Genomic DNA, 11,964 nt, shown 5'->3' with positions numbered 1-11,964 from the left:
CACGATACGACAGACGTGCGGACAACTACCTTGCCGGCCTCAAACTCGCCGCAACGAGGATATGGATCGCTTCAGCTAATGAGTCCGCGTCCTAGAAAGCGGCATCTCCACGATACTTTTGAGGAACGAGGATGGCACCACGATCGAAGTGGCTGTGATGCATCCCGTGTTATGCCTCAAAAGCCGGATCGGCAACATTATGAGCCCGGCGACCCAGCGACGAGATGAAATCGCCTTTCGCCAACTGAATGCAGCTTGGTGGGTTGTCAGAGCCTACATCGAGGAAGCTCTCGATGCAGGTGATCAAAGAGAAGCCATAGATTGCCTACGAGATCTGCTTCATTACGCTAGAAGGCACTCATGGGGCAAAGACGCCCATCTGATAACGGACGCCGACATTCTAGATATTCCGAGGTCATTTCTGGACGACACTCATCTTGACGAGCGATGGCGCAAATACACGCTCGCACCGGAAATTGAAAAGATCGAGAGGAAACGCGAGTCCAGAGCACGCCGGCGAGAGGCGTAATTCCGCAATTGCGATCAGCAATCCGTCAGTCGAAAAACATCTGCATTGTCCTGGCGCTCGCGCAATCCCTTATAAGAGGCTTGGCGCAGCTTACCGTCATCGGTCCAGGCGCGATACTCGATCTCAGCAATCAGCGTCGGTTGCACCCAGACGATACCCTTCTGCTTCAGCTCGATCGGTGCCCGCGTTGTCTTCAGCTTGTCCATATCCCTACGGAGTCGCGTCGCATCTCGTTCCTTGAAACCCGTTCCCACGGCGCCGACGTACACCAGATCGTCGCCCCTATAGGCGGCAAGCAGCAACCGACCGATCCCGCCCAAGGCCGCGGAGGATGGTTCATAGCCGACGATGAAAAAGCTGTCGCTCTGGATACATTTGATCTTGACCCAATCGCCGACCCGACCAGAGCGATAGGCTCGGTCGCGACGCTTGGCGATGATGCCTTCCAGTCCATGGGTGCAGGCAGCGGCCAGCAGCTCGTCAGGGTCGGCGTCCAGCTCTTCGGAAAGCCTGATGACGCCCGAGTGCTCCTTGATGAGACCCTCCAATAAATGGCGACGTTCGGCCAGGTCCAATTTCGTCAAATCATGGCCATCCAGGTACAAAAGATCGAACGCATAGAAGATAGCTTCGCTGGCTCGACGATGTCCGCTCCGCCCTCCGAGAGCACGCTGCAACGCCCCGAAATCCGCCCTCCCCTGTTCGTCAAGAACGACGGCCTCACCGTCGAGGATCATAGTCGTGCCAAAGCCGGCCGCCTCCTTGGCGATCGCCGGAAAGCGATCGGCCCAATCGTGCCCGCCGCGCGTAAGGATCCTCACCCTATCTGGTTCGACGTGAACGGCCAGGCGATAGCCATCCCATTTCACCTCGTAGAGCCATTCCGGCCCTTTTGGCGGCTTCGGTTTCAGGAGCGCGAGCGCCGGTTCGATCCGGGCCGGCATTGGATCAAGCAGCAGCTGCGGCTGTGTTGGATCGCGTCGTTTGCGCGGGCGGCTGCGCAGCGGGAGTTCGCTCTCGGCAAGGAGCGGCCTTGTTGACTTACGCGGAGACTTCGTCATGGCGACAGTGCAACAGAGAAAGCTTAACGAGTCGAGTCCTTCCTCATCTTGGCAGCTGCCCAAGGATCCAGTGGTTGCCTTGCTTATTGCCGCATCCCAGACAGCGCAATTTCGGCGCCAATAACCCAAGCGGAGTGCCGTTGCCCCATTTTCGGGCGAGTTCAAAGCGCTGCACCCATCCTTCCCGCTCGCATTTCGGGCAATGGCCGCCCACCGCATGCCATTCGGGAATATCGTCGAAGGCAGTTCGCGCGGAATCCAGAAGCGGCCCGAGATAAACAATCCCGTCCCGGCTCTGGCGGCTCAAGTCGATACCACGCTTATGCTTCATCGCCGGCGGAGCCATATTCGCGGTCAAAAATTGCGTTCCAATTCGGATGGGATGCCGGGCCAATCTGGAGCAGAGGTTCGGGTCGATAGCGCTTCACTATTTCTGCAGCGATCAAGCTCGCCATTCGCCCCCGCGCTTCCTGGTCATGGCAAGCCTGTCGCCGCATCTCGATCGGAACCGCCTCCAGCACCTCGGCAATGAAGGAAGCGATTGCGACAGCTCGCAGCGGGCGATCTCCATCGAACACCACAAACGACCGGAGGGACTCCGCAAATTGCATCGCAATCTTCTGCACACCTGAGACCGGCACATTGCGTCGAAATCGATCGATACCGGCATAGGCCTGCTTCTCGAATTTCGGCAACACTGCAAATTTCACGGCGATGTGAGTGGTGATCTGCTCTTCAATGGTTTGCATGGTGCACCCATCCGATACCGCCAAGGCGGTCTGCTGCCCTGAGATTGATCGATTGGCGCGCCGCATCGCCGGTTGGGATGTCTGATCATGTTCCTTCGGCTTCCCTCGTGTCAACAGAGGCGTTCGATTGTTGCATCCGCTGCGATCAATCTGCCAGTTGGTGCAAAATTTCCCCGTCTATCTGCGATCGCTAAAATGCGAGGAAATGGAAACATGTTCGATCAATGCTTCGACTGTTAGCCAGATCTCGTGGAATCAACCACGGGGAAATAGCTATGCGACAGACACATGATGTGGCTGGCAGTGTCGCCGGAAAGATGAACGATCTTGCCGACCGCCTGAAATCCTTCATCGCGGAACAATATCCGCCGGCGCTCCAAATTAAGACCATGATGGCCGAGACAGCGCTTGTCTTCCCCGGGCTGACGGATAGGGACCTGCTGAAACTTGTTGCCGAGCTCATCCGAATGGTGGAACTCGATCTTGGAGCGTCCACCAAAGTCATCCCATTTCCGCGCCGGCGCATGGACGCTGGGACTGAACGCTCACCCAGGTCATGAGGCTCTCCTCTCCGTAACACCATTTCCACGCATCAGTGCCATCAACATCGGCCCGAGCGAAAACTCGCCACGCTCTGCCTGGGGCCAGAGCAAGATTAGTGCGAAATCGTACGCTAGCCGAATTCGTGCATGTTTTCCGTAGTTTGCTGTCTATGCTGAATAAGAAGTTTTAGGGGGAAATGCTATTTAGGCTCCTGTTTTTGGAACGAATATCGATCTCGATCATCTCTTCCTCAGCTAAGACCCAATGATCGTCATTCCCTCATAACGATCATTCCGACGGTATATAGTTCCGCGCCCCCTCTCGACGTCGTCGAGGGTTGGACTTGGGCACCCCATTGGCCAATCGGCACCTACAAGCACCCACCTGGGCCAGCTTGGTTAATCGAGATCATGCATTATCTGACGCCGGGCTATTTGTTAGGCCCCTATCTGTTGTCACAGATAGCGGTTGCGTTGACCTATCTCTTTATCTATCTCCTGGGCTGTGTGTTCATGGACAAATGGCGCGCCTTGGCCGGCACGTTGTTGCTCACCGGACCGCTATACTTCAGCTATTTCACCACGCAATTTAACCACAATGTCCTGCAGCTGCCGTTTTGGTCGGCGACCATTTTGATTTTTGCCCATATATTCAAGGCGCCGGCGAGAACATCTCTTTGGGTTATTTTGGGAACAATCATCGGCGCAGGCATGTATGCCAAGTATTCCGTCTGCGTAATCGCAATTTCCGTAGTAATTGCGGGGCTCTACTTTACCCTTATCAGAGAGCAGTTCAGGACACCGAGACCCTATTTTATGATCATGACCGCCGGGCTGACCTTCCTTCCTCACCTCATATGGTTGTTTGAGCTGATTTCCTGACCTTCAAATACGTTTCCGAGCGAACAGCCGGCCGCAGAGTTGCGGAGGAGCCACTCATATTTCTCCTCATGCAAATCTTAGATCACATACCTGTGCTGCTCTTGTTGAATCATGTCGGTTTATTGGTGCGCGGCCGGAAGCATGAGGGCGAGAGACACTCATCGATGAAGTCGTTCTTCCGCCTATTCACCTTCGCGCCTCTCGCCATGCTGGTCATTGGCGCACTCCTGACCGGAAAAGGGCTTGTGAGCATGTGGGGGATGCCGATGTTCACCACAGTTGGGCTTTGGGTCGTTAGCGAAATCGGTGTCGATTGGAACCAGACTATGATCAAGCGCCTGGCGACGGGCGCCGTGATGTTTGTTTCCCTTGCGGCGGCCGTATTCGTCGGCGAAGCTGTGTGGTCGAAATCGCATAAGCCGCAGAGAACGTCCTTGGCCGATGCAGGAGCTTGCGGAAAAAGCAAATTTAATCTGGAGCGCGGAAGTCGATGCTCCGCTGCAAATCACCGGAGGAACGATGTGGCTTGCAGGCCTAGTATCGCTCGGCCTGCCGCAGAGGCCTGACGTGGCCGTCGATCACGATCTCAGCCTCTCACCGTGGGTTAAGGCCGCCGATGTAGCGGCCAAGGGCATGCTTTACATATCAGATGTCAAGGACGATCACGCGCCGTTCTACTGTACCGCTCACGGAGTAAGCCACGAGATCCGGCTTTCGAACAGCCATATTCCCCCGGTTTTCGCAACCGTCTGTTATGCCGATTCAGGTCCCAGCGCAGTCCGTGAATAGAAGCAGGAGTACTGTCGGAGGTGCGGAACAGGAAAAATTGGGCACTGATTCGCAAGCACCACTTAACATGAGTAAGAATTCCGGCGATCGCGCTTGAGTTTTAAAAGACAATCTTTAGTAAAAATTGCAACTGAGAATCGAACAACTATGTGGCTGTATTTCATTAAATTTGCGTAATATCGGTCATTATTAATAAATTGGTCGGCCTGGCGACACTCTCTTGGTGGCACAGCGCCATCGGCGGGAGCAGGATGCTCTAGCTCTGTGATGGCCCATCCTTACAAAAGCAGTCATCGCTGGGAGATGCGCCAATTCTGGCGCTTCGCGGCGGTCGCCAGCTCGTTTCGAGAGTACCCCAACTATGCCGTTTCTTCAGAACGCCAAGATCAAGACGAAAATACTGTCAATCATTGTCCCGATCTGCTTGATCGGCGTCGCTGGCGTTATGGCTGTGTCGAGCCAATTCAAAGACACGGTTGGCACCTACTCGAATTTTATCGCCAAGGACGAGGCGGCGGCGGTCGAGATGTCGAGAGCCAGCCAGCGCGTGACCGCCATGAGTTACAACGCCTACCAGATCCTGCAATATACCGCTAAGGACCCGCAGATGGCGGCGTTCTCTAGGGACTATCAGGAGAACAAGCAAGTCCTTCTGCAGCGTTTCGCAAACGCCAGGCAGCTGGTTCCGACAGAAGCAGATACAATCGACAAGCTCGTCGCAAGGGCAAATGACATCATCGCTCTTACAGACCAAGCCGTGAAAGCCGGCCTGATTGATGATAACAATACTGCCGCCACGCTCCTGAAGCAGGCGGATCCGATGATCAATGACGAGGTCGTTTCCATTCGTCAGTGGCTCGACGCGTTCAACAAGTCCCTGAACAACAAGAGCGACATGTTGGCAGAACAAGCAAACAGCACCATCGACGACGCTTTGATCGCGCTCGGCCTTCTCTTTGCCGCCGCCATTGCAATCGCTATTCTCGTTTCAGCACGCGGCATCGCCGCCCCCATCGAACGTCTGCGGGCGCGCATGGTTTCGCTTGCGGATGGCAATACCGACGAGCCTGTTTCAGGGATCGAGCGCAAAGACGAAGTCGGCCAGATGGCCGCGGCCGTCGCAGTCTTCCGCGACAGTGCCATTGAGCGTCTGCGCCTGGAGCAGGAAGCCGACGCCAATCGCAGCCTCTCCGAAAAGGAAAGGCTGGAACGCGAAGCGCAGAAAGCCAAGGATGCGGCAGACGCGCAGTTTGCAGTCGACAGTCTGGCACAGGGCCTGGGAGAGCTCTCGAATGGCAATCTGACCTATCGCCTGGAGAAGCCCTTCGTCGCCCATCTCGATCGTCTAAGGATGGATTTCAACGCCTCGATGACGAAGGTCGAGGAGACCCTCGTTGCGGTCGGTCAGGGTGGTCAGGCCATCGCCGCCGGCGCCAATCAGATCCGCTCGGCAGCCGACGACCTCTCCAAACGCACCGAGCAGCAGGCGGCTTCGATCGAGGAGACGGCGGCAGCACTCGAGGAGATCACCACGACCGTCAGGGATTCCACGCGGCGTGCAGAAGAGGCAAGTTCGCTGGTCGGGCGCGCTCGCGTCGGCGCCGAAAAATCCGGCGAAGTCATGCAAGAAGCGATTTCAGCAATGGAAGCAATCTCGAAATCCTCGGGTGAAATTTCCAACATCATCGGCGTCATCGACGATATCGCCTTCCAGACGAACCTGCTGGCGCTCAATGCCGGCGTCGAGGCGGCGCGTGCCGGTGACGCCGGCAAGGGCTTTGCCGTCGTTGCGCAGGAAGTCCGCGAACTCGCTCAGCGCTCCGCCACAGCGGCAAAGGAGATCAAGGCGCTCATTTCCACATCCGGCCAGCAGGTCGGCAGCGGTGTCGATCTCGTCACGAGAACGGGGCAATCGCTGCAGCAGATCGTCAAGGAGGTGGAGGAAATCGACCGCAATGTACGGGCGATCGTCGAAGCCGCCCGCGAACAGGCGACCGGCCTGCAGGAGATCAATACGGCCGTCAACAGCATCGACCAGGGAACGCAGCAGAATGCGGCCATGGTCGAGGAATCGACGGCTGCCAGCTACAGCCTCGCCAAGGAGGTGACGGCGCTGAACGAAATTCTCGGTCAGTTCAATCTGCAGAAGGGGCGCTCGCATGCAAGACCGGCTGCAGCCACCGAGCGCTCCAGCCCTGCCGCATCGCCGGCACGCTCGCTGCGAGCCAAGATTGCTGGCGCATTCGGAGGCTCCGGCGCTGCCACTGCGGCATCGCCGTCCTGGGAAGAGTTCTAACTCTGGAACCCGCAGGCCAATTGCGAGGGGCTAGCACCGATCTCCGCGAATGAACCCGGGCTGAATGGTGCTTTCAGCCGCGCCGTCAGTTCCATCAATTCCGGTGTAGCTCGATCGGGACAAATTTCCTTCAGTGGCGCGAAGGTAGCAATCATGCCCGGATAGCAATCTCGACACAACATCCAGCGGGGATTGCGCACTTTATCGTGCCGAACACGGTCCGGAGCCGGCGCGTCGTGTAATCGGTGACTGGCCGGAACGCATGGCAGGCCGAGCGGACTCGACGATAAAGATAAAGAGTCTCCGCCTCGTGTGTCACGGCCGCGCTCCGCAGCGCGGCGAGTATCTTTTTACCGTCATTAATCGAGAAGACAATTTCTCCGTCGAACAAGCGCTCCCAGCTTTTGTCGACACGAACTTCTTTTCGGTAGGCGTCGCCGAACTCGTTCTTTCCCTCAATCGTAATCGTCCGTTCCACCGTCATTGTCGCCTCCCTGAACAAAGCGATGGTCATGGACCGATCGGACTTACTAACCTGTATGCAGCCCCATGGGAGTTGCCGATCTTGCAAATTTCGCTGGCGTCGTGATGCTGCATAGCCGCCCAGCACGAGCGATCGTAACTGGAAGCAGCGGACAAGGGCTTCAGTCTGGCGCCGCGCCGCTAGGCATAGAGTGCGCTGGCAGGGCGACATGCCGATTTTGAGCGAACCGGCCAAAATCCGCCGCCCCTTCGGAACTTCACATCAAAACCTTTGACAAGAGCATTTCGCAGCGGGATTTTGTCAGCGGAGACGGCACCCTTGCCGATCGTAATTTTTTGCGGCTATGAGGTGGATATGAACAGCGCCGGAGACAAAGAGGGCAACGCCAAACGTCGAAAGACGCCGCACCTGGAAGCAAAAGTTCAACCGATCGACATCCACATAGGACAGCAACTGCGAATTCTGAGAATGCAGATGCGTCTGTCACAGGGTGACCTCGGCAGGGGAATTGGCCTCAGCTATCAACAGATCCAAAAATACGAATGGGCCAGGAACCGGGTAAGCGCTTCTATGTTATATGAGATGGCAAGGTTCTTCGGCGTCCCTATGGCACGCTTCTTCGAAGGCCTCCCGGACCCCGCCTCGGCCCCGCTCGGTGAGAACCTCTGTGGGATCGATGATCAGCTCGCCTATATCTCCACGACAGAAGGGCGGCAACTGATCAAGAGAATGCTGCAACTCCCGCCACGGATCAGGAAACAGGTTCTTTCCCTTGTCGATGTCCTTGCGGATTAGCTGCCGAGGCGAGAAACGAGCAGGCCCCGCTATCATCCGGGGCCTTGAGTTTGCGGGATCTGCCAGGCGATGACGGCCATCAACAGAGCCCACAGATCCATATTTCAGTGCGGTTTCATCCCACAGGGCGTTGGCGCATGGATCGGCAAATGAGCGAGATTTGGTCTTTGATGGGCCTGCTTATTTGATTGCTCCCGCCGAGGCTGGGCGGCGAACGGATTTCGGGCGTCCGCAGGCAAACATTCGGTTCAGGATGGCGACTCCGATCGCAGCTTCTGTCTGTTGAGCAATGAATGACCGAGCGCGCAAACGCGGTCCAATGACGCCCTTGTATCGACCGATCGGAGTTTCAACCAACGCTCGTTTGCCATAGTCGGCGGATGTCTGCCATTTCAGCCCACCATCTGCCTGCATGGAAGCGATGTGGTCGTCTCTCTGGCATGCGGCTTGGGCTTTGGGCCGTTTAATCGCGTTTGAGCGCGGTGGAATGACGACCCTCGCGCCTGCGGTGTGACGAAGAACAGCGTCGTAGGTGGGAACGCCATCATAGGCTCCATCGGCAGTGAGCTGGCGGATCTCATCATCGATCTGATCCAGCAAGGGCGCCAGCTGCGAGGCATCGCCAGCCTCCTGATCTGTCAGACTATGTGCAATGATCTCGCCACTGTCGGCATCAACAGCCAGATGAAGCTTTCGCCAGTCGCGCCGGGACTTTACGCCGTGTTTTTCCTCCAACCATGCGCCGGCGCCATAGATCTTCAGGCCGGTGCTGTCGACCAGAACGTCAATGGGTCCGCCCGCCACATATTGCCGGTCGTTGCTTCTGGCCGATGGCTTCCAGGTTCTGGCCCTGCGGCTGAGCGTGGTGTGATCGGGCACAGGAAAATCCAATCCCATCATGTCAAGTACCGAACTCAGAAACCCTTCGCTCTGGCGCAAACGCAATCCGAATACCATTCCCAGCATCAGCGTAGTTTCGATCGCGAGATCCGAATAGAGGCTGGCCACCTCGCGTCTTGCGTCGTGGGGCAGACCAACCATCAAGTGCTTCCGGCGTTACCCAAAGGGTCAGACTGCCACGGCGGCGAAGGCCCGCCTCATACTCCGCCCAGTTCGTCACCCCGACCTTCATTTTACCGATGTGATGGCGGCGGGCGGCGTTATGTTTGTGTGGCATGCTTGGATCAATCAACCTATTTTCGATCCGGCCGCATAGATGCAAAATGTTGAAATTTGATCCCTGCACCAATTCTCATCGTACTCTCACTTTTAGGCGGGATTATTGGGATTGTGGCAGGCCTCTCGCTTGCTTACGTCGTAGTTTGGATCATAGGCATTCTGTTTATGGCCAGTCTCTCTGTTATCGCTGGCGCTTTCCTATTTTCTGCGACGATCGGGATGGTGTTTGGCTATTTTCCGGCCATGCGGGCTGTACAGCTGGATCCAATTGACGCACTACGAAAAAAGGGAAATTCGCCGTATTGCTGGTGCCAGATTGAACGCAACGCTGGTCGGCAAATCCATGGCGTTGATGCCGTGTCTATGCGGTGGCTGTCACGCACCGGACGGATTTCTTGGTGATGGCGTCATAGGTCGGGTTGCCGTCAATGAGCCCCATCGGCCGATGGGGTCGTCGATCTGGTCGAGCAGCGGCTCCACCAGAATTCCCAAATGGGAGGGTTCGAACCCGCGCGCCTCTGATTACAAATCAGGTGCTCGATTCGCTGGGTTATTAAGGCGAATTGGCAGCGGGGAACCATGCCCAGCGTGGGCGTATCAATGACCTTTTCCGATCGCTCCGCCGCCTGAAGCTGACATTAACGCTACTGTCAGGCTTTATTCATCCCTTTGCGTCTAAGGTCGGACCAACGTCACCCCTAGGACGTTGTACAAGAGCAAAATGTTCGGAGGAAATCCATGAACAAGTTCTTTATCGCTTCAGCAATAGCTTTAGCCTCGCTCGTCGCCACGACCGCCCCGTCGCTGGCTGATGATGGCTATTACCGCCACCATCGCCACTATGACCACGGCGATTGGGGTCATCACCGCCATCGTCACGACTGCTTCGCAAGGAGAATGGTCGGTTGGCACCACGGCCATAGGGTCGTCACGGTAGAGCGTGTTTGCCGATAACTGCTTCCAACAAAAAGGCCCGGCGGATAACCGGGCCTTTTTCCAAAGTCTGCATTTAGATCCGTGCCGAAACGCGGCTCGTCTAACTAGGCTCTAGCCGGTAACGTACATTACACCGTTGTTCCGCCGCTCGCTTGCGGCGGCCCATCATCGAGCCGTCCACCGGCGGACAGGCAAGCTGGCAAAGAACAGCGCGCCGGCTGCGGCTTTGATGTGAGATGGCGGGCTATGCCGAACCGCGATCCGCTTCATCGCGGCGATCGTTTTCCGGTTGAGATCATTCTCCCGGCCTCGTCGCGCGCGAACTCGGCAATGTTGGATGCCAGCTCCTGTGGCGCTTCCAGTGGCAGCAGATGGCCAACGCCGGGAATGATCGTGAAGGATACATTGGGCGGTGAAGGCACTACGGCTATTCAAACAAGATCGACGCTGTCGACCTTGTCATTCTCGCCCCCGATAACCAAGACACGGACATCGATATTGGACAACTCAGCGCTCACATCTTCGCCGATCATCGAGCCCGGCCAGGCGTGCTTTGCACTATCCGCGCCACCAAGGCTGTCGGCGATAGCCTGATCACGATATCCTCGAGGTAGCGAACTGCCGCAGAGGATGTTGTCGATCGTCCAGCCAACAGCGTCCGGAAAGGCCCAGTGCGCTTATCCGCGGATAACATGCAGACGCTGCTTTCGGCTGCTCTGGCTGGCGCCGGCGTCGTTTACGGTCCTGCCTTTGTCCTCGGCCCTCATGTTGCGACGGGAAATCTGGAGCTGCTTCTTCCCGACTATACGACGGAAAGCCTCGCCATTAACGCCGTATATCCGTCGGCCCGCCTGGTGAGTACCAAGCTGCGTCGTTTCATCGCGCTGCTTGAAGAGTGGTTCCGCGCGCGGCGAGACTGGACTGCTTCAGATTGCAAGCGGCCAAATCGTCTCCGCAGCCATCATTTCCCCTGTGGTTTGAAGTTGATGAGCAGCGATTTGAGTTCGATTTCGCGCACGCGCCGTGCCGCTTCGTCTGGGCTAACCCAGGCGAGCTGACGCTGTCCTTGCTCCTTGAATTCGGGTATGATTTCCTTCACTTCGACCTGGAACAAGTCGACGACACATGGCACGACCTTACCGTCAGAGAACTCCTTGAGGTAGGTATACCGGCCAACAGGCGTTTTCCGCACTTTGCCACGCACTCCGGCCTCCTCCCAGGCTTCGATCGCAGCCGCCTGGTGAGGCTCCTTGCCTTTGATTGGCCACCCCTTTGGCACGATCCAGCGGCCGCTATCGCGCGACGTAATCACCAATATCTCGATCTCGCCGTCTCCATAGCGAAAGCAAAGTGCGCCATATTGGTTACGGAACGCGCTTGAGAACAGCTTCTCGGGTGTCTGCGCAAGCTGCCGCAACAGGTGCCTTGATTTAGCTGATGCAGGCTTTCCGCGTTCTTTTTTTGGCTTCATGCCATGCAGCTTCTCAGATTGTCGCCTACGCTTCAATCGCGGCGCGATGTGTGAAACGCGGACGATCTTATCGATGTCGCGTTGGATTTCGGCGTATTTTGTATAGGCGGATCGAGCCAACGGGAGAACCGAGGACTCACATATCGGCGGGTTTACTTTTCAGAAAAAAGCAGCGGCAGGTCGGCGTCGTAAACGTAACGGCAAACGAGGACAGGCGATGACGGCCTCCGAGTTTGCCTATCACGCTCCCG

The 11,964-nt window shown here is 56.8% G+C and carries 12 protein-coding genes and 1 pseudogene; 7 read left to right on the top strand and 6 right to left on the bottom strand.

Annotation, left to right across the window (positions count from 1 at the left end):
- Positions 1-543 precede the first annotated feature (543 nt).
- The 3 genes from ligD to FHX05_RS28995 are packed head-to-tail and all read right to left on the bottom strand — an operon-like array spanning position 544 to position 2,363.
- A complete protein-coding gene (gene ligD, locus FHX05_RS29005) occupies positions 544-1,590 on the bottom strand; it encodes a non-homologous end-joining DNA ligase (RefSeq protein WP_183876256.1) in 1,047 nt (348 codons plus the stop codon).
- A gap of 43 nt (positions 1,591-1,633) precedes the next feature.
- Positions 1,634-1,921 (bottom strand): hypothetical protein, encoded by a 288-nt coding sequence (locus FHX05_RS29000; RefSeq protein ID WP_210295034.1) that lies wholly within the window; start codon positions 1,919-1,921, stop codon positions 1,634-1,636.
- Positions 1,911-2,363, bottom strand: a complete 453-nt coding sequence (locus FHX05_RS28995) for a hypothetical protein (protein WP_183876254.1) — start codon at positions 2,361-2,363, stop codon at positions 1,911-1,913. Before FHX05_RS28995 ends, FHX05_RS29000 begins: the two co-directional genes overlap by 11 nt.
- 251 nt (positions 2,364-2,614) lie before the next feature.
- On the opposite strand from FHX05_RS28995, the gene FHX05_RS28990 reads away from it, so the two are divergent.
- The 4 genes from FHX05_RS28990 to FHX05_RS28975 all read left to right on the top strand — a co-directional run bounded on the left by FHX05_RS28990 (position 2,615) and on the right by FHX05_RS28975 (position 6,848).
- Positions 2,615-2,899 carry a hypothetical protein gene (locus FHX05_RS28990; protein ID WP_183876252.1) on the top strand — a complete coding sequence of 95 codons (285 nt, stop codon included), beginning with the start codon at positions 2,615-2,617 and terminating at the stop codon, positions 2,897-2,899.
- 159 nt (positions 2,900-3,058) lie between these two features.
- The gene (locus FHX05_RS28985; protein WP_348648359.1) at positions 3,059-3,763 is read left to right on the top strand and encodes a glycosyltransferase family 39 protein; all 705 of its coding nucleotides are present in this window, start codon (positions 3,059-3,061) and stop codon (positions 3,761-3,763) included.
- Positions 3,764-4,282: 519 nt separating this feature from the next.
- Entirely contained in the window at positions 4,283-4,552 is a 270-nt protein-coding gene (locus FHX05_RS28980) for a hypothetical protein (protein ID WP_183876249.1), read from the top strand.
- A 361-nt stretch (positions 4,553-4,913) separates the two neighbouring features.
- The gene (locus tag FHX05_RS28975; RefSeq protein ID WP_183876247.1) at positions 4,914-6,848 is read left to right on the top strand and encodes a methyl-accepting chemotaxis protein; all 1,935 of its coding nucleotides are present in this window, start codon (positions 4,914-4,916) and stop codon (positions 6,846-6,848) included.
- A gap of 151 nt (positions 6,849-6,999) precedes the next feature.
- Here FHX05_RS28975 and FHX05_RS28970 read toward each other — a convergent pair whose 3' ends face one another.
- Positions 7,000-7,362, bottom strand: coding sequence for a hypothetical protein (locus tag FHX05_RS28970; RefSeq protein ID WP_183876245.1), 363 nt, complete (start codon positions 7,360-7,362; stop codon positions 7,000-7,002).
- Between the two features lie 288 nt (positions 7,363-7,650).
- Here FHX05_RS28970 and FHX05_RS28965 point away from each other — a divergent pair, with 288 nt between their 5' ends.
- Complete coding sequence (locus tag FHX05_RS28965) at positions 7,651-8,127, top strand: helix-turn-helix transcriptional regulator (RefSeq protein WP_183876243.1); 477 nt, start codon at positions 7,651-7,653, stop codon at positions 8,125-8,127.
- Between the two features lie 180 nt (positions 8,128-8,307).
- Here FHX05_RS28965 and FHX05_RS28960 read toward each other — a convergent pair.
- Positions 8,308-9,304, bottom strand: a pseudogene (locus tag FHX05_RS28960) (IS5 family transposase).
- Between the two features lie 740 nt (positions 9,305-10,044).
- Here FHX05_RS28960 and FHX05_RS28955 point away from each other — a divergent pair.
- The gene (locus FHX05_RS28955) at positions 10,045-10,260 is read left to right on the top strand and encodes a hypothetical protein (RefSeq protein ID WP_183876241.1); all 216 of its coding nucleotides are present in this window, start codon (positions 10,045-10,047) and stop codon (positions 10,258-10,260) included.
- Positions 10,261-10,913: 653 nt separating this feature from the next.
- Positions 10,914-11,300 carry a LysR substrate-binding domain-containing protein gene (locus tag FHX05_RS28950; protein ID WP_348648358.1) on the top strand — a complete coding sequence of 129 codons (387 nt, stop codon included), beginning with the start codon at positions 10,914-10,916 and terminating at the stop codon, positions 11,298-11,300.
- Here FHX05_RS28950 and FHX05_RS28945 read toward each other — a convergent pair.
- A complete protein-coding gene (locus FHX05_RS28945; RefSeq protein WP_183876239.1) occupies positions 11,204-11,713 on the bottom strand; it encodes an NUDIX hydrolase in 510 nt (169 codons plus the stop codon). The two genes, FHX05_RS28950 and FHX05_RS28945, sit on opposite strands and share 97 nt — an antisense overlap.
- Between the last annotated feature and the right edge of the window lie 251 nt (positions 11,714-11,964).

It is taken from the genome of Rhizobium sp. BK491, from assembly GCF_014194925.1.
In the GTDB taxonomy this organism is placed as follows: domain Bacteria; phylum Pseudomonadota; class Alphaproteobacteria; order Rhizobiales; family Rhizobiaceae; genus Rhizobium.
The sequence above is the reverse complement of the archived record's forward strand: the minus strand, read 5'-3'. Positions and strand labels throughout refer to the sequence as shown.